At 40.5% G+C, this 20,184-nt stretch carries 16 protein-coding genes; 3 read left to right on the forward strand and 13 right to left on the reverse strand.

Features of this window, described 5'->3' with window-relative positions:
- Window positions 1-614 precede the first annotated feature (614 nt).
- The 8 genes from BMX50_RS19405 to BMX50_RS19440 all read right to left on the reverse strand — a co-directional run bounded on the left by BMX50_RS19405 (window position 615) and on the right by BMX50_RS19440 (window position 4,875).
- Window positions 615-1,091 carry a hypothetical protein gene (locus BMX50_RS19405; RefSeq protein WP_143065222.1) on the reverse strand — a complete coding sequence of 159 codons (477 nt, stop codon included), beginning with the start codon at window positions 1,089-1,091 and terminating at the stop codon, window positions 615-617.
- 74 nt (window positions 1,092-1,165) lie between these two features.
- Entirely contained in the window at window positions 1,166-1,618 is a 453-nt protein-coding gene (locus BMX50_RS34330; protein WP_143065223.1) for a hypothetical protein, read from the reverse strand.
- A gap of 14 nt (window positions 1,619-1,632) precedes the next feature.
- Window positions 1,633-2,109, reverse strand: coding sequence for a hypothetical protein (locus tag BMX50_RS19415; protein ID WP_091212206.1), 477 nt, complete (start codon window positions 2,107-2,109; stop codon window positions 1,633-1,635).
- Window positions 2,110-2,422: 313 nt separating this feature from the next.
- Complete coding sequence (locus BMX50_RS19420; RefSeq protein ID WP_091212207.1) at window positions 2,423-2,923, reverse strand: hypothetical protein; 501 nt, start codon at window positions 2,921-2,923, stop codon at window positions 2,423-2,425.
- Window positions 2,924-3,054: 131 nt separating this feature from the next.
- Window positions 3,055-3,264: a hypothetical protein gene (locus BMX50_RS19425; protein WP_091212208.1), complete on the reverse strand. Its 210-nt coding sequence runs from the start codon at window positions 3,262-3,264 to the stop codon at window positions 3,055-3,057.
- Window positions 3,265-3,275: 11 nt separating this feature from the next.
- Window positions 3,276-3,755: a hypothetical protein gene (locus BMX50_RS19430; protein WP_091212209.1), complete on the reverse strand. Its 480-nt coding sequence runs from the start codon at window positions 3,753-3,755 to the stop codon at window positions 3,276-3,278.
- A gap of 42 nt (window positions 3,756-3,797) precedes the next feature.
- On the reverse strand, window positions 3,798-4,256 hold the full coding sequence (locus BMX50_RS19435; RefSeq protein ID WP_143065224.1) for a hypothetical protein: 459 nt from the start codon (window positions 4,254-4,256) through the stop codon (window positions 3,798-3,800).
- Between the two features lie 385 nt (window positions 4,257-4,641).
- Window positions 4,642-4,875, reverse strand: coding sequence for a hypothetical protein (locus BMX50_RS19440; protein WP_091212211.1), 234 nt, complete (start codon window positions 4,873-4,875; stop codon window positions 4,642-4,644).
- A gap of 65 nt (window positions 4,876-4,940) precedes the next feature.
- On the opposite strand from BMX50_RS19440, the gene BMX50_RS19445 reads away from it, so the two are divergent.
- On the forward strand, window positions 4,941-5,333 hold the full coding sequence (locus BMX50_RS19445) for a hypothetical protein (RefSeq protein WP_091212212.1): 393 nt from the start codon (window positions 4,941-4,943) through the stop codon (window positions 5,331-5,333).
- Window positions 5,334-5,756: 423 nt separating this feature from the next.
- Here the strand turns inward: BMX50_RS19445 and BMX50_RS19450 are convergent, their stop codons facing one another.
- Window positions 5,757-7,598: a DEAD/DEAH box helicase family protein gene (locus BMX50_RS19450; RefSeq protein ID WP_091212213.1), complete on the reverse strand. Its 1,842-nt coding sequence runs from the start codon at window positions 7,596-7,598 to the stop codon at window positions 5,757-5,759.
- Between the two features lie 461 nt (window positions 7,599-8,059).
- Between BMX50_RS19450 and BMX50_RS19460 the strand changes: the two genes are divergently transcribed.
- Window positions 8,060-8,479: a hypothetical protein gene (locus tag BMX50_RS19460; RefSeq protein WP_091212215.1), complete on the forward strand. Its 420-nt coding sequence runs from the start codon at window positions 8,060-8,062 to the stop codon at window positions 8,477-8,479.
- Window positions 8,480-8,602: 123 nt separating this feature from the next.
- Here BMX50_RS19460 and BMX50_RS19465 read toward each other — a convergent pair whose 3' ends face one another.
- The 4 genes from BMX50_RS19465 to BMX50_RS19480 all read right to left on the reverse strand — a co-directional run bounded on the left by BMX50_RS19465 (window position 8,603) and on the right by BMX50_RS19480 (window position 16,158).
- Window positions 8,603-9,661, reverse strand: coding sequence for a site-specific integrase (locus BMX50_RS19465; protein ID WP_167668018.1), 1,059 nt, complete (start codon window positions 9,659-9,661; stop codon window positions 8,603-8,605).
- Between the two features lie 807 nt (window positions 9,662-10,468).
- Window positions 10,469-13,627 (reverse strand): glycoside hydrolase family 31 protein, encoded by a 3,159-nt coding sequence (locus tag BMX50_RS19470; RefSeq protein WP_091212217.1) that lies wholly within the window; start codon window positions 13,625-13,627, stop codon window positions 10,469-10,471.
- A gap of 18 nt (window positions 13,628-13,645) precedes the next feature.
- Window positions 13,646-14,755, reverse strand: coding sequence for a phosphotransferase enzyme family protein (locus BMX50_RS19475; RefSeq protein WP_091212598.1), 1,110 nt, complete (start codon window positions 14,753-14,755; stop codon window positions 13,646-13,648).
- A 170-nt stretch (window positions 14,756-14,925) separates the two neighbouring features.
- Window positions 14,926-16,158 carry a DUF3472 domain-containing protein gene (locus tag BMX50_RS19480; RefSeq protein ID WP_091212218.1) on the reverse strand — a complete coding sequence of 411 codons (1,233 nt, stop codon included), beginning with the start codon at window positions 16,156-16,158 and terminating at the stop codon, window positions 14,926-14,928.
- A 1,029-nt stretch (window positions 16,159-17,187) separates the two neighbouring features.
- Here BMX50_RS19480 and BMX50_RS19485 point away from each other — a divergent pair.
- On the forward strand, window positions 17,188-20,166 hold the full coding sequence (locus tag BMX50_RS19485; RefSeq protein WP_167668020.1) for a SusC/RagA family TonB-linked outer membrane protein: 2,979 nt from the start codon (window positions 17,188-17,190) through the stop codon (window positions 20,164-20,166).
- Window positions 20,167-20,184 lie beyond the last annotated feature (18 nt).

A 20,184-nucleotide genomic window follows, 5' to 3' on the forward strand; every position in this document is an offset into this window, starting at 1 on the left:
GAAACGAATGTCCCTTTGTTTGATCGGTAATCATCGGGTAGTTTCGCCCGACTTCCTAAAAGAAGGACAAGTTCCGCTACGTTGTCATATAAAAAAGTTTCGAGGACTTCGTAGGCTTGTGATATTTGAAATAAATACTCTCGACTGAGTATCCTATCAATCTCATCCTTAAGATTATTTCTTGTCAACCGGTAGACATTTGATGGCATATACAATAAGGAATCTTCTTTATGTATAGTTACGTCCCAGAAAGCTAATCCTGAACCCATTAGCTCGTTACCTATGGTCGGATTATTATTTATGTTCTCTTTAGTTTGATTTACAAAGCGATCAAGAACAAACAACCTCCCTGATATCAATCCTAATTCTTCGATTCCGGATTTCAAGGAAGTATCTAACTGGTTTAGTTTCATATATAAAGTTACTGGTTTTATTTCAGTCTATAAAAGGGCGAACCTGAAAGTAACCTCTTTTGAATAAACACAATCAAATTGCTATATCGATTCTAAGACAGTCATGATTACTGGGATGATAATATCAACGATTGTCGACAAGATTCTTTCAAATAGAAGATGAGATTTACTCTATGAATATTAAGATTAGATATTCGGTAGCTAGCTTCTAATAGTACGTATGGTATCTGCCATATACCCCTTGAATGTAAGACGATGATGTTCCTCGGTTACGATTAGTAAATCAAACCCAACTTTGTTCACGGTATAAGTTTTCATGAGAGTAACATTAGCACGGCTCCTGCCTCCGTCATGGGCATTTTCATAAGTCCAGGTAAACGATTGGGTATCGCTTGGCTCTTTACTTGAAGTTTGAATAAGTCGCTTAGCAATAATATATGAAATACCTCCATAAGTTTGAGTACCAGTATCGCCCATGATACCACCGAAGGCTATTGGATCGGAGCCTGTTCGGTAAAATACAAAGTAGGCATTATTAGCCAAGTACCTTTCTGTTACATCCTGGTCATTTATGTAAGCTTCAGTCACGATGAATGTTGCCAGTATCCTTTGTTTAGACTTGTTTACGTGTGAAATGATAAGCCAAATAAATCCGGCAATGGCCATTAGATACGACATTAGTTCTTGTGTGATGTAAATGAATGTAAAAGAGCCCACAAATTCGCAGGCTCTTAAGGATTGTGTAATGCATGTTAATTCACAGTATAGTTATTAATCAAATATTCGTATCCTATGTCGTTATCATTCGCTCGCGTAAATGGATTATCATGGTGAATCCTGAATAACCTCTCGGCAATAAGTCTGAAAGCGCTAACGCCATTGTCACCATCAAATCCCTCACCACCTCTTTCATTATCAGCATAACTGAGAAGGTTGTCTGTTGAAAAGACAAGTTTACCATCATAATAAAATGTCATGTGTTTGGTGCTTTGGTTTATTATTATTTTGGCAAAGGCATGCCCTAACTCTCTACGTCGAATATTACGCGGAGGAACTATGTCCAATTTGTATTTTAGACAATCACCTGAGTAGATTGTAATCGAAGGACGACGGGTTATTGAACGGGTTCGGGTACCATATTTTGTTGACCAAAATGTTGCGGTAAATGCACAGATTATAAGAAAGCTTTTAATATTAAGTGTCATAATGTTTCTGCGATTTATTTCAGGTTAAGGCTTCCGGATACGTAGCCTTTGAATTCTGTTACATTCAAGTCTTCAGTAATCATCGTCATTAGAAATGCGATGCCAGTAGGTTTGTAGACTAACCCCAGCTTTATCGTTGCAGTGCCTTGCTTGTTGTCAAAATCGTTCTTGTATGACCATTTAAAGGTTAGCGTTTCATTCTTGTAGGTGTCATCAGTTGCATCAACGGATGTTTGTTTTAGGTCGTAAATGTAGCCGTAACTTTGGGAGCGCTTAGCTGGCCAAACGTTAGCCATATAGATAGTTTCTTCGTCTTTTACTCGGTACAATGATATATAAGCTTTTGCGTCCAAATAAATGGGTGTGACGTCTGCTTTATTATATCGCACATCAGAAATAATGAACTGTTGTATTTCTTCTATGTTTTCGCTTTGAGCATATGCAAAATGAGCAGCAAAGATTAAGGCTGCCATTATCAGTAGCTTTTTCATTGTGATAATTTAAGGTACCGAACAGTCCTTAATCGGTAGGTTTATATTGCACGAAAGCGCCCGGACTAAACTTAGTAAGCACTTCAGAGGCTCGGCAAAGGGCCCGTACAGCAACAAACAAGTCTTCGCCCAGACGCTTTCGCGTAGGGCGTTGAACTCGTTCATTCATGCTGTACTAAAATTTTGCCGATTTCTGAAGCAGAACAAACAAAGCTTAACGCTTATATTTTCTATATATTGATATGTCTATTTAATGGTATGTTTGCGGTTTCCTCCTGTTTTTATGCGAAGTTAATAATTAGTGATTAATCCTTTATGCCACTGCGTGCATTTGTTTGCGCTTAGCTGCCGATGGCCTGTATTTGATCTGTTTAAACTGATGATGCTTGTTGCGTTCCTCAATGTATTCATACATTTCAGAACATAGGTATATGCAATAATCTGTACGAACAGCATCCTCAATGTTTACGTCGGTTATATCCTTATTGGTTACCTTATAGATATTGCGAACGAATGCAGATGTTATGCGAGCAAACTCGTTAAATGACTTTGACTCTTCAAATCCGTAGTGTATAGCGAACGCGTTCGTCGGATGGCATTCCAAACGCAGGTATAACAATGGGTTGATGAACTCGTGAACAATGGTGCCAACTATAGGTTGTGCTTTATCTTCACGCTCCAATGTATATCGAAGCTCCTCATTTTCCAGTGTTGATAATAGTTGTTTTGTTTGCTTGTAGATAGCATTATATGCCTGCTGAACGCATTTATTATAAGGTGAATGAACCTGTATTGAGTTTTGTTTCTGTTTCATATAAAGTGTGTTAAAAGGGTTTGTAAGTGAATTGAAAGCAAAAAGCCCTGGTTGACAAACCAAGGCTTTGCGTGTGTTTTGAAAAAGTTAGTTGGTGGCGTATCGGAATCAGTGACCTTTTAAAGACCGTATCAGTCCGCAGTTCGGAACTCATAAAGACGATTAAGCGGAACAAAGTAGGCTGAATCCAAATGCTCCTGGTCATCAAATGCCTGATAGAGTACGCATTCGCTGCGAAACCAATCGGCTTCCATTAAATCCTGAACGAATGGCCATCTAACCAAAACATAAAGGTCATCGACCGAAGTGGCCGAACTGAATTGTTGTGAGTTTTTGCTCATGATATTGAAGTTTAAAGTGTGTGAATGAATTGTGGCGCTTGATAGACCTGTACCTCTTTAAAGAAAGCTGACAGCGATGGTAGCCTCGGTTTGTATATTAATAAACCAAGTTCCTTTGCATAGCCAACGCGCCAGAGAGCATCTTCGATTGTCGTAAAACCTGCAAAGTCATATTCGATCTGCATTACGCAATGAAAATCACAGGTAAGGACAAAGGATAGTTGATTGCAAATGAAGCTGTGTAGTAGAAACGGATCAGTCGGATCGTCGCGGTAATCGCGTTCGAAGAACAGCGTTCCCGGCTGCAAGTAATCACGCTTGATCTTCTTGAGTGTGTTGTAATACTGGATTTCGATAGTGGTGTTTTGAGCTTTGAGTTTGTTTGGGTGAGATAGATCGCTGACCTTGCGCCAACGTTTGCTGATACGATGATTAGGATCGATGCGCACTTCGGGTTCTGGTTGAGGTTTGGGGTTGTTTAGTAGTTCCATGGTTTGGGATTTACAAGGGCATAAAAAAGCCTGATAGTATGTCTACCAGGCTTGTGAAAAGTATTTGCTGTCTTCCAGCCTCGCTGTTCGCTTGAAAGCAGTAATAAGATCGGGTTGCAATCGGATTTGGGTTGTGAACGGCATGCCGGAGAATGGCGAGAGTAATTTGCGGATATCAGCTTCAAAAGGACAGTTAGCAAAGCTATATTGTATAACGAAGGTTTGGCACTCATCGCAAGACAAATACCAATAAAAGGTTTTGGTCATGAAATGATGAACGGCTCCTGGTATATCCTGAACGGGTTCTTCCATATAGTTCCGTTCGTAAGATAATTCAGGAAATAGAGGCATGAGTTCTGACTTAACGGTTAAAAGAGTTTTGTAGTAGAAGTCGAATGTTTCCTTATTTGATCGGTGGGTTTCGGGATCGACGTGTTCGAGAGATAGGGCAGTTTGCCACCTCGGTTTAGGTTTGTAGGGGCTTGTTGTTGTTCGTTTCATATCTTGTTTGTTGATCTTGGGTTAGTGATTGGGATGGTTTCTGCTTTGGAGCAGGATTAGCAGTGGTTTCGAGGCAGTACTGATGGTTGAGTTTTGCTTGCCAAAGGCGAGCCTCGGTGCCAGCGTGTTTTTATTGAGTTGGGTGCACTGCTCTTGCTCTAAAAACAGAAAACAATTCTCTTTCCTCAACATCAGGGATAGGGGGTGAAGTACCAACCGCCACCTTTGACCGCGACACACTCAAGATATTTTACAGGAAGAAATGGACTATAGGAGGGACGTATTTATTTGAGGGTATACCGGGGGCATTTTGTAGAAACAGCTATATACTTTGTTTGATTGCTTTAAATCAAATCTTTACGAAGCTGTTTGCCGTTATAGGTAATTAAAGTAAGGTCTGTGTGACTTTCTCCAAACTTAGTATGAACTTGATCTGCATTTCGAGATGCCCGGTCATTCGTTCCCAATCGTAAAATCGTTCTGCTCCAAGTAGTATCTGATTGGTATCGGTATTCCAATAACCGGCACCAGGAGGGATATTTGAAGATTCAGCTACTTGTATGCTGATAACCTGCTTACTAAGTTTGTCGAAGAATGAAATAGTTTGCCTTAATGCCATTGCTGTTGTCTGCTGTTAAAGTTAACACTTGTTTTACTTAAGTTTGTCTGTCTAAACTCAATCACATGAAAAAGCTGCTATTACTCCTTATAATCTGCTATCCAATTTTATGCATCGCGCAAACTAAAGGTGTGACTAAATATGAAGTCGTCAGTAAAAGCAAGAACAACGATGGTATGATCAGTCACTTAAATATATACGTGAGCAAAATGGCTGATATCAAGCAGGCTAATGCAGAGCTGGTTAAGTTATATAAGAAGCCAGGCCTTAAGTACCTACAAATACTGTATTACGATAATAAAAATGTTGCGAAGACCTATGAGCGCAAGTTATTCGATAAAGGTACAACGGATGCGGAAATCGATCGCATGAGCCAACACGTGATTGGTAAGTTTGAGTATCTTGCAACAAACAATTCAGAATCATTGCATATAGGCAAAGAAGCAGATACCTATTGATTCACATCGTGACTACTCGTTTTAAAAGGTTACTGAACCAAATACGTCACCGATGATTTGCAACGTCTACCTTTTAGGAAAGGTGATCGAGTGGTGCATTTACATCAGCAAAAACGCTGTAAACAAAAAAAGCTGCACAAAGGCAGCTTTTGATTTGTCTATTTTGTAAAAAGAAAAACCGTATAGTTAACACGACAATCCGCAGTTCTCTTGCGCAAAATGTGTTTAAATGCGTCATTTAGCACCAATATGCGCAAAAAGCGCGTTTTACCGATTATTGGACTACATTATCGCCCTTTTGAGTATAACTTGCACAAACATATCTCTCATTGTAAAATAACATACTTCCAAAAAAAACTATTTCCGTTCAATCTGCTATAACAAGTAAGAATTCTAATAAAATTGGAGGTAAACTCATCAGAATTAAGCCGCCTGTTTATAATCAAAGTTTACCCTAACAACCTCATAACCGTTTTCAGGCTTGCTCGACGAGTTCGGTATTTTACATGGATACAATTCAAATAGTCCTAAGTCTTTGAGTTTGGAAGCCGTTGCAACCTCATTATTGCCATTAGGCTTTTTAATTCCGCATAAGTTATAGCACTCTTGCAATTTCGACTTTATGTATTGAGTAGTGTATCTTTCTTTTAATTTAAATTCATTTATTAGCATCAGATGAAGCTTTGCTTGCGCATTTTCATTGCTGTAATTTATAAGGGTTGTTTTCATAGCTTTATCGTTGTATTCAAGTTCTTTAATCTTTTCCAATCCTAAAACAGTATATGCCTCATATAAAAGCTGAAAATCTAACTGATATTTCGCTATAGTGGCTTCGGTGATTCCATATTCGTATTCGCTTGGGTTGCGTTTCCAATCTTCAAGCTGTTCAATGATTTCTCTGTTTACAGCCTCTTGGGACTTTCTATCCTTGACAACAGGCAGCAAAAACAAATTTTTCTGTTCCGTTTCATAATTAAGGCTTTCCCAAGTTTGACGAATGGAATCGACGTTATTATAATGTTCTTTACAATATTCTTCGCATATCAGTTGATCATGCTTGTAAATCGATAATTCGGCTGCCTCCCCGTCAAATTTCGCAAAGGGTGTTATTAATTCTTGTAATTTGCCATCATCTTCTATATTATCTTTTCGGCAATCGGATACGTGCCGATTGTAAAAATCTATATGTTTTGTCGCATTGTAAACACATTTCTTGCGAATTTCATCGAACGTTCTCATTCCTGGTTTCCCCAAATTATTTGTGACATGGTATATCTTATTTGGAGTTACTTTCATTCGTCCTACTGCTTGATAGCCCTTATATGGTATGCCTATCAAGGTTTGAGGTTTGTGAACATCTGTTAAAAGAATGATAGTCGCGGTTTCGTCATCTTTCAAATCCCAACCCTCATTGTACCGGCAGCTATAGAAATTGAACTTTTTGTACTCTTCTTTTACCGGTGTTTCCTTAAAAAAGATCTTAGCTTCCTGAAGGTTAATCATATTACGTTCGTCGTCTCGGCAATAAATGTTTACATCATCAATACCTGTTAAACGTATCAAGTCGCCTGCTCCAGTGACTGAGTTAAAGAAGATATGTGAATTGCCAGGGAACATATCACTATGCGTTAACATGTGTGCTAAAACTGCTAAAGGTTGAGCATGATTTATAATATTTATTTTCCCAAACTTTTCCCCGAAAGTTAATTTGTAATGCTGTAGATCTTTTACCCTTGGATCACTAAAAGGAAATGGTGTTGCCGATCCCATTGCCATGTTTGCAAACTTCCATACGTAATCATTATCGAATGGGCCTAAAATATCCTTACGGAATGCTTCCGTAGCGTAACAATGAACCTCATCCAAGTAAAGGAAAAAGCTATCATACAGCCATTGAAGTTGACCTATCCTTTGAGCTGCATAGATGATTTTTATAAAGCTCTCTGGTGTAACAACAATTCGTTTATACTCTGCATCTGATAGCAAATATTCAGCGATCTTGGCGACAGTCACCTTATCTTCCTTTTTTTCCTTATCGTAAACTGTGAATAATTCCAAATAGGGATAATCTATTAAGGCATCTTCAATTATGGTTACACTTGGCAACACCGATATAGAATGCCTCTCGTCATGGAAATTTGTATATGTAATACCTAATCTGGTTTTGGTTTTGTCAATAAAACCATTGGGAACACGTTTGTTCGGAAACGCGACGTTAAACTTGTCGTCTAAGTTGAGGGGGATGTAGATAATTGGTTTGGACACTTCATTGTCAATTAAATGTTAAGCGAGGCTCATCTAATTTTTGAGGTGTATCTTACTTATAAGGGGAAATCTGGAAATCAAATCATTTTTTGGAAACCTTAAGCCAACAAAAAGATCAGCATTGAACTGACCTTTTGTTTCCTTGCTTAAGGGTATATTGACTTTGAATTGTTGATACAAATATACGAAATCTTTATCAGATATGAAAATAAAATTCTGAAAATCAATACGTTGCATGGAATTGACAATATAATCATTTAAAAGTTTGTGATTCGCTATAGTGATACTACATTTGCACCACTTTACAACTGGTGTTTAGTATCATAGTGGAGTGATCGTTCCTTGAATTATAGTCAGCTAAATTGTATTTCTTTCATTTTCAAAATTTCTGTCGAGAGGATTTTAAATAAAGTTTATAGATGAATGGTTTTACATCAATAATCATTTAATTAATAAACATCATGAAAAAAAATATGATTTTAACAAACACACAAACTGAAAGATATAACAGCACATTTCCAATCATTGGTGAAAATGCGCTTGAAGTAATCCTTAATTTGAAAGGTAGAGGAAGAAATTCCTGGAAGGTAGTGCTTCCAAACATTTTGGAAGTTAACAACCCGACTACACCTCAGGAAAAGAATTACTTTAAAGAACTTGATCAAGCAATTGATCTTGATGAGCAATATACCGCTACGGATATGACTCAAATTGTCTCCGAAGTAAGGTACACCACTGGCATGTCACCGTTTCTGTCAAAAATAGAATCGAACTGCCTATCAGAATTATTTAAGCTATTCCTATGGGAAGAAACTTATGAAATTGTTGATGAAAAGAAAGTGCTGATAGGTTATAAACCTATATGTAGACTCAGGAAGTAATAAGTAAAGGCTGACAAGATTCAAGGAACTTTAGAGCCTATCGTTTGATAGGCTCTTTAATCTTCAATTAAATTAGGTCGGTATCACGATCCGAAATTACCTATACTGTTCTATACCAACTCCTCAAAACTCCAATTGAGGTGCATACTTTGCAAGTTCCTCGCTATTGATTTCGCCTAAGTTTCTAAGGTACTTTAAGGTTACAGTTATAGCAGAATGCCCCAAAAGTTGCTGTAATAGATGTACATCTTTCGTCCTTCGATAAAGCTGCACTGCTGCCGTATGTCTAAATGAATAGATAGTTTGATCCTCGAAAATTAAGCCAAGCTTGTACATCTTCGCCCAGGCTCTTGACCATTGGGTGTTAAAGTAGTACTCATTAAAAGGTACTTCGTTTAAGCTGAAGATATTATCATGCCTCCCTAAACCGTCAAGTTTGTCCCTTAGTTCCACACGAATATATTCAGGAATGTGAACCACTCTTACCCGGCCACCTTTATTTTCCTCACCCGACAGATGCACTTCGCTAAGGTCATTTTTAAAGTTGCCAACTGTAAGCAATCGCACTTCTTCATGAGGTCTTAACCAGGCCCCGTAAGTTAATAAGCTGCAGATATACAGATTAGGGTTATGTGCTTTTAGATAGCTTAAGATTGGCTTTAACTGATCTCGTTCGTAAGCTTTGTGAAGCTTAGCTTTCGATTTTTTCTTCTTTGATTTTTGAATTACTTCCACAGATTGATCTATCAATCTACCCGCTGCTGAAAATAGCACGCCTAGATCCCGTCGCTTGTTCATGTAGTATGTGCCACTCTTATTAAACTGTAGCAGAAACGATTCTATTCGTGTTGTGGATATAGAAGTAATTGAGCTGTTCAACTCATCTTCTGTGGCAAACTTTTTGAATTGCCTATAAACTGATTTTAGATTGCGTTTGTACTTCTTGCTAAGATCATCTCTTAGTTTTGATCGCACTGCCTTGAATAAAAGCTGTATTGCAGACTGGCTGATAGTTTCAACCGGATTGTCGACAAATGTAGGTTGTGGTATTTTTGCTTCTGGTGTTTGCTTGACAGGGTATTTACCTGACTCAAGAGCTTTTTTAAGTTCAAAATGAAGCTTGGAAAGCAGTTGGTTTCGTTCTTCAATTGATTGGCATCGATTGGGTTTGATTCGTTGCAAAAGGGTGTCACCATTTGCAATACGTATTCGCTTCCCGTTTAAATAGAATTCGATGTACGCATGTTTGGATAGGGTGTTAAAGTTGATTATCTGAGGTTCTGTGTAGTGATTTAACGTAGACATGTGGCACACATTTGGCACACATTGATCTTTTAAAAGTAAAAATAGCCTTTAAATGCACCATAGAGGGGTTTGCTAACAGATTTCTAATCTGTAGGTCTTTGGTTCGAATCCAAATGGGATCACATCTTGTATAGCCTCTTAGTTTATCTAAGGGGCTTTTTTGTGGGCTAAAATGGGCTATTGGTACTTTTAACGCTGTTTTTGATAGTTGTTAATTAATAAATTGAATGGGTTGATGATTTGCTAATTTAGACTTTCTGTTTCGTGTTTTGATGTTTTATTGGCGTATTTGGCGCATACTGTTAATTGAGATTATGAATTATGACGCCCATGCACGCTTATAGCAATCAAGTGCAAGGAGGAACGGAATAAATTATCGAACAATTGATGTTGCTATTGCTGTTTTTAATAGTTTGAAAATCAATTAATTGTTGCGCTAATAAACTTTGGGGCGGTTCGCTGATTGTAGCTATTTTTAATGATTTTTCATCAAAAGTGTCAATCTGAAAAAAGGAAAGCAACCATTAACGTTAACGGCACCCTGGGGTACCGTTTCAAATGTTGATGTAGTCAATCATTCGCAGTATGATATATAATTCAAATATGCGACATTTTAATGCCGCTAAATCCTGAAGCAAAGGAGCTGGTCGTTCAGCCTCCTTTGCTTCAGGATTGATCCTGATTTTACTGATTGGATAAGGTTACCGTTTGTTTAACCGATGTGCTCAGGTAGGCAGTTTTAATATGAACAGTACCGGTTTTATCATTTTTATCAAAGTAGTAACCGGTTTTGGCCTTGTCAAATTGCTGCTGGTTTTTAAATGCCTTAAGCTTTTGACTGTTTACAATTACAGCTTTAGGTGCTTCGGTTTGGTGGATGTCAAGCAGGTAAACCCTTTCTTTGTTCATGCCGTTATAACTGCCCCTGGTGGCGTTAATAGCAATATTAACATCATGAGTGGCATCAACAACTATCAGTGTTTTGGCAAAAGCGCCGGTTTTATACTGGCGGGTGAGGCCGTCATCCTCATACAGGTCAAAAGCTGATTTTTGGTATGGGTAAATAGCTAAGGTAAGCGTATCTGTTTTCTTTTCGCCATCGTAGTTCATGGCAGGATACATGGGTATAATTGCACCTTGCTTAACAAAAAGGGGCAGTTTTTCAAGGGGGGCGGGGTAATTGTTGAGCCATGTGCCGCCCGCTATCTTTTGACCGCTCCAGTAATCATACCAGTTGCCTTTAGGTAAATAAATGCTGTCCCTTTTGCTTTCGCTTTTGTAAACAGGAGCTACAAGCAACCATTCGCCGTTCATGAACTGATATTGTGTTTTTTTGCTCCAGGTTACGCTGTCTGTTGGGTATTCAAGCACCATGGCCCTGCTGGCAGGCACGCCTGTTTCATGTGCCGTTGCGCAATACGTGTACATATAGGGAGTTAGGCGCATTTTAAGCTGCAGGTATTTCCTGTTGATGGATGTATAAGGCTCGCCATAAATGTAGGGTTGTTTATCCTTTTTTGCCCAGCCGCTCATCACCATTAAAACGGGCGTAAAGCACTTCCACTGCAGGTCCCGCACGTAGGTTGAATCACTGCCGCCGAAAATACCGTCCACATCTCCGGTTGCCGCATTTTGGGCCGAGAGACCAGAACCAATAACGGTTGGGATGTGAAACCGGATATATTCCCAATTGCCCGATTGATCGCCCGACCATACCGTCGAGTAACGCTGTGTACCGGCCCAGCCCATTACGCTCCATATAAAGCCACGTGCATCGCTGTTGTTTTCAATACCTTCGTAAGCGGCTTTACAGCCATCAAGGGCATATTTATAGCCGGGGCCAACCCAGGCAACATCTAACTTGGCTACCCTTGAACCGTATTGTCCCACTTCTTTAGCTATTTTTTCAACGCCGTTCTCTGTCCACAGACCGGTGTAAAAACCACGTTTGTGCAGTTCCATAATGGTCGAATCGAGCTTGGTATAACCGCAGCCATAACCATCGTTAGGAAGGATCCAGCCGCGTGGCATATTATTGGCCACATACTTATCGGCCACCAGTTTAATAACATCGGGGGTGGTGCCGTTAATGCCGGTACCCGCATAGTTTTTGGTGTCGGTGCCTTTAACACCACGGTTATAGCAGTTGGCATCGCCCATGCTTAACGCCCATCGGGGCATTAAAAACGGGCGACCGGTTATCCGGGTGTATCCGTTTAATATTTGTTTTAATGATGGACCGTAGAAGTAAAAGCAATCGAAACGGTTTTCATTATGTGTAAAGGCCAGTTGCTCTTTAAATGAATATTTGCCTGCATCAAAAGTATTGCGGAATGCACCGTAACCGGCAGTCGACATGTAGAAAGGAGCTGGATTAGCTCTGCCGCCATCATCCCAGCCGCCGCCTTTTTCAATCAGGATATCCTTATCGCGGTGCGAGAAATAACCATTTTGCATGCCGCATCCATAAAAATATTCATTGGCCTGGCGTTTCATGGTTTGGGAGGTATGGGCACCGAATGATATCGGTTGAGCTTCCTCCCAGATCAGGCGGGTATCGGTAACATCATACATGGCAAAGCGCAGGGGAGCTTTAAATACCCGAAGTACGCATTGGGCGCTTTTAAGCTGGTAATAAGTGCCTTTATCTGCCCAGTTAAGGGTTGGGTTTTTACTGCCATAGTCAACTACAATATCGTTGGCCGCGGGGTTGGTAAATTCGCCATCGGGCGCCATCCAGATCCTGAAAATATCGTCACTGTAAAAAATAACCTTAAAGGCAGATAGACCGGCGGCAATATCAAACTCATTACCGGCAGCTTTAAAATTGGTAAGGTCGCCAACTTTTGATTCTTTGGCGGTTATTTTGGTGAAAAGATTATTGTTTGACGGTTTTTGATCCCCATCAAAACTCAAACTGAAGTTTAAGCTATGTAAAGGCCTGTTAGTTAAATCGGTTGCGGGGAGTTTAACCAAAACTTCTTCACCAGGTTCAATACCTTTTTTTGAGGCAGCAACATTGGTGGTAATTTCCTTGTTACCATCAATTGTACAACTAACTTTAAAAGCCGAACGAATTGTTTCATTACCGCTGTTTTTGACTGTCACTGCTAAAACATCGGCTTTGGTAAAGGTATTATCGCCTTCGTTGTGTGATTGTAAATGGCCTATGGCCAGGTCTTTGTTATAACCCTCGGCCAGTTCAATATCGTCAATCATCCAATACCAACTGTAATAGCCTTTCCAGTAAAAACGCAGGTATACTTTGGGTTTGTTGGCCGCCAGTTTGGTGATATTAAGCTCCTGATTAACCGGATTAAACATATCGGTGGCAGCAGGTGCATTGTTCATAACATTAATATCGGTCCACTTTTCACCGTCGGTACTTATCCCAACAAACAGGCCTGCACCGGGTGCGGCAGATTCGGCATTATACCTGAATGTTTGCTGAAAACGCAATATCACCGACGATTTGCCCGAACAGTCGATAGCCCCGGTTTGCATCCAGGTATCAGGGTGCCAGCCTTTTTTGATCCACCTTGGCTGATCTTCGTCAACAAAATAACCGGCCTGAAACTGCAAGTGGCAGCCCCTGCTTTTTGAAGCGATAGGAGGGGCCTGCTGCTGGTATTGGTAGGAACCGGGATAAGGCTGATTGGTAACCAGCCACTCCAGGTTTTGGGTGCTTTTATCAACGTTTTTCCATCCCTCGGGTAGTTTACCACCCTTAAAATTCTCCGACCAGAAAACCTTTGGATCGGGGGTAAGGGTTTGGGCGGATGCCGGTAAAAAATACAGGCCGGCGATGGCCGGGAATATTATTTTTCTGAAAAGTTTATTCATAAATGTGATAAGCTTGCTTTAAGCCGAAGGCTGGGTTTGGTTATATCTATGTTCGGTAATGCTATGGTTACCCTGGTTTACTTCATCAATGAGCTGATTAAAGGCCGGCTCTGCGTTCACATACTCGTTGAGAAGCCTGAATTGATTTTGAGCCCTCAGCAGGTTATGGCCGGGGTACCTGGCACCGTAATAAGTATCGTTATTTAAAAAATCGGTTAAAAAGCGCAGCGCCTGCATATATATCATCATTTTACCTGAAAATATGAAATGCTCTTTTTCGGTTTCAGTTAAGATGGCGCCCATTTCTGACAAATAGCCCGTATAAATGGCCCTGAAAAAATCTTCCCTGATACGGATCTTATTCAGATCTTTTTCTTCCTCACTTGCAGGCGAAAGGTAGGTGCGCATCATATCGCCCACATCACTAAGGTAATAGCCTGGCATAACGGTATCCAAATCAACAAGACAAAGCGCATTTTGCTCATCATCAAATAGGATGTTGCTTATTTTGGTATCATGATGTACCACACGCATTGGTATTTCCTGACCGCTGATGAGCTGGTTGTAGGTTTCTAAAATATGCTGGTGTTTATATACCTCATTGATCTCGGCGGCAGCCTCTTCCTGCTTTGTGGCTTCTGCATTTTTTACAGCTATTTTGAACTGATCAAACCTTAAAGGCAGGTCATGGAAGTTTCGCAATGGATATTCAAGCAGGCTGATGTCAAAACCTTTAAGCAGGCAGGTAAACTTGCCAAACTGTTTGGCCGCTTCGTAGGCCTCTTTTTCGTTTTTCAAAACATCAACCGAGTGGGAGCCCTGTACAAAGGGGAATAGCCGGTAATGCTCGCCCGTGGCAGCTTTTACTATAAAGTCGCCATTAAGGCTTTTTAAAGGAGCAACAAACAAATAGCCGGGCGCGGTTTCATTGATATAATTTTCTATTAAAGCCAGGTTGTTAACTATATGGTACGGTGCCTTGAAAATATTGGTGTTAATTTCCTGAAGGATATAGTTTTGGTTATTAGCGGTTAGTTTGTAAGTATGGTTTATTAAACCTGAGCCATAAGGGGCAATTTTAGAACCAATTAAGCTTAGTCCATAGCTTATGAGTATATCATCGATCATATTATTTTGATTAACTAAACCAAACATACTTAAATAGGTAAATGAAACCCACACGCAAACGTTTGTGCTTTTTATTGCAATTGCCCCTTATAATTTATACAAGGTTTCATTGACAAGGTATTCGCGCAAAAGCGTGTGGGTTTAATAGATTTTTATAGCTACCCCGGGGATTATTGCTGCGGCAGTTTATCAAAGTCAATAGCAGGGGGGATGCCGTTAGCTTCACGGGTTATTACCGTGCCGTAAGGTGTAACGCCAACTGTTTTAAATCCTCCCGAAAACATGTAGAACCATTTTCCGTCGACACCGCTGCCATAATCAAATCTCGGGTGTTTTACCTTATCGGCAGTGGTGGTGAAGCGGGCTGTGGTTAACTCCATCCATTTGCCGCCTGGCGTGCATATCCATTGGTTACCGTAACGGGCCGAAAAATAATCCGCACCGTTATCGCCAAAATTTTCAACAAACGAGTACAGACCGGTAAGCAGTTTGCCACCGGTTTTGGTTTTATCCCATTGGGCTATTAATTTCCATTCTCCGTTTTCAGGTGCGTAGTAGTAGGCGGTAAATATAGTATGGTCGCCGGCAGGTTTTGCGCCAACAAGTAGTTTATAAACAACATCGGCTTTCCAGTTAAATACCAGGTGACTGTGGCCACCGGAACCTTCATTACCAAATTCGCCGGTAAACACGCCTGCGCCTTTTTTAATAAGGGTTACCGCATAGTCAGACGGGATCTCTTTCGGATCATTGGTATTGTAAGCGCTCCAAACCGAAAATATAAAACGCTTCTCGTTTTTTGAATTATGTTGAATGCCCATATAGCCACCGCTAAAGCCGTTGGTTTCATAATAAGCGTTAACCGAGGTGTCGGCTATTTTTGGTACCGATACCTCACTGTAAAACCAGGCAGCAACACTGTTTCCCGGAACCTTATAAGTGAGGTGTGTTGCAGGAGCTCCTTTATACTGGCTGTTGTTAAATTTAACATCCTGCGCCGCTGCCCCTGAAAGCACAGCGGCCGACACATCAGGTAGTTTGTTACCCCCGTTTTGTTTTATCTCAATAAAATGATAACCAGGTTTGGTTATAGCATATGTTGTAACAGGCACCAGGCTATAGGCTGTTGAAGGTTTTACTTTTATGACGGTGGTTTTGCCCTGACCATCAAGCCTGCAACTTATTTTGGTGCCATCTTGGTCTTTTGCTTTAAGCGCTACCTGCAAAGCACCGTTTTGTTTGGTAAGAAAATATACCCTGTAATAATTATGGTTAACGGCATACCCGCTGCCCGATACAGGCACGGTAACACTGTTTGCAGTATCAACAGCCTGTGCGTATACAGCCGAAAGGGGGGCAACTAAAATAATAGCCAGTAAAAAAGGTTTAAACAATTTTAGCATAGTGGTAAAGTTTACATTTATAGTTATTTACAAATGAAACCATTGCAGTTCAAATGAACTATTAAACCTCTGTGCAAACGTTAGCATAAAATAAAGGCGGGATTTAATAACAGCGCCGGCAGGTAGTTTATATAATTAAACGGGCACAGATCGCCTCGAAAAATAAGCTAAAGAAGCCAAAGTAATGATATGGCTTTGTTATCAGTTAACCGGCAAGGATAAGTTTTGCCTGTACGTTGTTAAATTATAACCTGTTTATTTAAATTTCAAACGTTTGCGTAATAGTTGTGCTACGTTAATTGTTAGTTTGAACTATGTAGCCGGACACATCCAATACCCGGTAAAGGGATTTATGCTAAAGCTTCCCGTTACAAATATACTTGGTAAAATATTACCTGTTTAATATGTACAAACGGTTGTGTAACAATAAAAAGTAACATTTTATACCTGTTTTGATTCATTCCAACTCTGCTGTTTGGACTTAAGGTTGGCTTGGCCGGCTAAAATTCGCGACTTAACTAAAATGAAATTTATATTCTTTTAATGATTAATTAACCTTGGTCGTGTTGCTGATATGTGTAAAATAACCATAACAATGGTTGAGCTAATCAATCGTTTGCGTTGACAACAAAAAGATTTATCCAAAATCAATTATTTAGTTTTAGATAAATGACCTGAACATCAGTTCACTATTCAATTAGGTAACGTTTGATTTTAGCTTACGGTTGCCATTTACTAAACCAAACCATATCCGCCAGGGATCTGGGTCCTGCTTGCAAATCCTTTAACATACAATATATATGATCAAAACCTTTACACTTCGCTATTCAAGAATCAGCATTTTGAATTTACAGCTCTCCCGGGAGGCATTCGTCGTCATGGTTAACGATTAATTTTTCGTTCCCCAATAAATTTTAAGCGTTCATAATTCCACGCCAGAAACATACTCGTTTCAGGCGACAGGATAGCTATGTCCTAAAAGTTCAAACCAGTTTAACAAAGCTTTATCAATAAAATTAATCAATGCGAATGAAAATGAACCGAATTAGTACAGCCGTTATTTATATGGCCCTGCTATTACCTTTTGGTGTCGCCAGGGGATATGCAGTAACATATAAGGCTGCTGCTTTTAATTACCACACTTGTTTTTGGCAGGATACTACTGATACAGCCAAAAAGAAGGCCGATACGTTAATATCAGTAAAAATACGCCGGGCTTTGGTAAAGGGCTTAAAGGATTCTCTTAATATGGAAATCTCCAAGCTTAGCCCCAACCTGTCGTTACAGCAAATGCTGAAAGGGAATATCCCCGGCTTATACGTTCAGGAAACTACCGGCGAACCGGGTACCGAACAAAGCATGATCATACGTGGTTTATCATCGCCCTTGTTCAGCAAAAATGATATTTACAACCAGCAGCCCGCTGTTTATTTGAATGGCATTCCGCTTATTCAGGAAAGTTCATTTGTTTATGATATTCAGAAATACAATTTTAACCGCATAGGGCCTGCTACCAACCTGCTTGCCGGTATTGATGCAAGCAACATCAACTCCATAGAGGTTATTAAAGATCCGCTTGAGCTGGCCAAGCTGGGGCCCAATGCGGCAAACGGCGCTATCTGGATCACTACCAAGGTTGCTAAATCAGGTGTGAGGCAGTTAAATGTGAACAGCTATTTTGGTTTTGTACAGGCCAGTAGGGTAAATACCACCAATGCCGAGTACGAGAACCTGTTCCGCAAGCCCTTTTATCAGAAATATGCTACCGAAAGTGATTATCTGAACTATCCGGGTTATTTAAGGGACTCAACTAATACTGATTATTATGGGCCAGCAAGGTGGAATGACCTGTATTATCAGAATACACCCATTCACTCGATTGACCTCGGTTTGACCGGCGGATCAGACCGGGCCAACTTCCGTTTCTTTGGCTCTGCTACCACTAATGCCGGTAATGCCGATAATACCGCGCTGAACCGTTACACGGCGTCGTTCCAGATCAATATGCTGCCATTTAGCTGGCTAACCATTTCAAGTATGGTTAATGCCAACCGTATGGATCGCGACAGAAACCGTAACCTGCGCGACCGCTTTGCCGAAACCCGCTACATCCCCGACCTGTACAACCCGCTGCCTCCAAGTGCAACTACCTACCAGGCTTTATTAAACGAGTACGATAAAAACATCGACAACAACAGAACAACCGTTGTTAACGGCTACCTGTCATTAGGTGTGGATCTGAAAAAAGTGAAAATTCTCTCCAACCTGAGCTTTGATTATAACCAGGGTACAAGGGATGTATTTTATCCTTCAACCTTAATGGAGGGTAATAATTATGTATCTAATTATTTAGGCTATAACCAGCGTTTTAAGATCGACAACAGTATTAACTATACTAAGGAGCTGGGTAAAGATCACAAATTTGTTTTTGCAGCAGGCCAGTCATACCAAACCGACGTGCATAAATACAACTATGCCAACGCCTATAACGGCCCCAATGATTTCATCAAGATCAACGTTGTTCAGGGCAATACCGATTCGGCCAATTACCTGAAACCTGTTGCGTACCTGGTGTACCGTTATATTGATAAAGAGCAGGCCCGTTTATTTTCGGTTTATGGTTCGGCAAGGTATGCCTATAAAGACCTGTTATCATTTACCGCCCTGGTACGTGATGATGCCTCTTCAAACGCGCAACCAGGCAGCCGCTGGTTTATATCGCCGGCTTTTAGCGGGCAATGGAACCTCAAAAATCAATTCCTGAAAAACAGCAACCTGTTTGATGACCTCTCCTTTAATGCCTCATGGTCAAGAATAGGCAAACCTTTTACCGACGATAGGTTTGCTGCCGGTCCGCAATACCGTGTGGAGATAGGCTGGGACGCAGAGCCAACTATCCCGGGCTATAATGGCGTGGCCGCTGTATCAAGGCCATACACCAGTGGCTGGGTAGGCTATAATTTAAAATGGACCTATACCGATCAGTTAAATCTTGGCCTTAATACATCTTTATTACAAGGCCGCTTAAATGCATCGGCAACTTTCTACATCAAGGATGATAAGCGCATGCTGCTCAATATTCCTGTACCGCAGGAGTATGGCTACACCAGCAGTTATGCCAGCGGCATGGCTGTAAGAAACACCGGTGTTGAATTAGGTTTGGCCGGAACCATCTTAAAATCATCGGCAGGTTTAAGCTGGACATCGGGCATCAACCTCAACTTTAACCGCAACAAATTAACCGCGTTGCCAAACGGTCTTGATCAGTTGGTTATAGGCGATATGAAACTTAAGGTTGGCCAGCCAATTGATCAGTTCTTTATTTACCAAAATCAAGGCATTTATAATGCCGACAGCGAAGTACCTGTTAACCCGGCCAACAGCAAACGCCTCTCTTTCGAGGGTACACCACTAAAGGCCGGCGATCCTAAATGGAAAGATGTGAACGGTGATTATGTAATTGATGAAAACGATAAGGTGCTAAAAGGCAACGCTATGCCTAAGCTTACCGGAGGCTGGTCAAATGATTTTCACTACGGTAATTTCGACCTCAATTTCAACATCATTTTTGCAGTTGGTCAAAAGGCCCTTAACCAGTCGGCTGCTTCACAGTATGATTTTATTAACCGCGAATCCGGTAATGACATCAACTCTATCAAAGAAATTTTTTCGTGGCAGCAAAACCCCAAAGCAATTCAATATCCCATATACAACCCATGGAGCAGTGTGGTGCCTTATCGTTTAGATCAGGACTTGTTTCTGGAAAATGCCTCATACGCCAAGTTGAGGACAGTATCAGTAGGATATGACCTTACCAGGGCCGGTTTTATTAAAAAAATGAAATCGTCCATAAAAAGGGCCTACATCTATGTAACCGCCAATAACCTGGTAACGGTCACCTCATTTACAGGTAGCGACCCCGAACTGATTGATTATAACGGCATATACAACGGTTATGGCATGGCCATTCCGCGTACCTATATCCTGGGCATTAAGTTGGATTTATAGTATTAACAAATAAAAATT

The sequence above is a fragment of the Mucilaginibacter gossypiicola genome (genome assembly GCF_900110105.1).
In the GTDB taxonomy this organism is placed as follows: Bacteria; Bacteroidota; Bacteroidia; order Sphingobacteriales; family Sphingobacteriaceae; genus Mucilaginibacter; species Mucilaginibacter gossypiicola.

What these genes read in the sequence shown, in the direction of transcription:
- BMX50_RS19405 (WP_143065222.1), bottom strand. Translation starts at nt 1,091, where the DNA reads ATGTCGTATCTAATGGCCATTGCCGGATTTATTTGGCTTATCATTTCA.
- BMX50_RS34330 (WP_143065223.1), bottom strand. Translation starts at nt 1,618, where the DNA reads ATGACACTTAATATTAAAAGCTTTCTTATAATCTGTGCATTTACCGCA.
- BMX50_RS19415 (WP_091212206.1), bottom strand. Translation starts at nt 2,109, where the DNA reads ATGAAAAAGCTACTGATAATGGCAGCCTTAATCTTTGCTGCTCATTTT.
- BMX50_RS19420 (WP_091212207.1), bottom strand. Translation starts at nt 2,923, where the DNA reads ATGAAACAGAAACAAAACTCAATACAGGTTCATTCACCTTATAATAAA.
- BMX50_RS19425 (WP_091212208.1), bottom strand. Translation starts at nt 3,264, where the DNA reads ATGAGCAAAAACTCACAACAATTCAGTTCGGCCACTTCGGTCGATGAC.
- BMX50_RS19430 (WP_091212209.1), bottom strand. Translation starts at nt 3,755, where the DNA reads ATGGAACTACTAAACAACCCCAAACCTCAACCAGAACCCGAAGTGCGC.
- BMX50_RS19435 (WP_143065224.1), bottom strand. Translation starts at nt 4,256, where the DNA reads ATGAAACGAACAACAACAAGCCCCTACAAACCTAAACCGAGGTGGCAA.
- BMX50_RS19440 (WP_091212211.1), bottom strand. Translation starts at nt 4,875, where the DNA reads ATGGCATTAAGGCAAACTATTTCATTCTTCGACAAACTTAGTAAGCAG.
- BMX50_RS19445 (WP_091212212.1), top strand. Translation starts at nt 4,941, where the DNA reads ATGAAAAAGCTGCTATTACTCCTTATAATCTGCTATCCAATTTTATGC.
- BMX50_RS19460 (WP_091212215.1), top strand. Translation starts at nt 8,060, where the DNA reads ATGAAAAAAAATATGATTTTAACAAACACACAAACTGAAAGATATAAC.
- BMX50_RS19470 (WP_091212217.1), bottom strand. Translation starts at nt 13,627, where the DNA reads ATGAATAAACTTTTCAGAAAAATAATATTCCCGGCCATCGCCGGCCTG.
- BMX50_RS19475 (WP_091212598.1), bottom strand. Translation starts at nt 14,755, where the DNA reads ATGATCGATGATATACTCATAAGCTATGGACTAAGCTTAATTGGTTCT.
- BMX50_RS19480 (WP_091212218.1), bottom strand. Translation starts at nt 16,158, where the DNA reads ATGCTAAAATTGTTTAAACCTTTTTTACTGGCTATTATTTTAGTTGCC.
- BMX50_RS19485 (WP_167668020.1), top strand. Translation starts at nt 17,188, where the DNA reads ATGAAAATGAACCGAATTAGTACAGCCGTTATTTATATGGCCCTGCTA.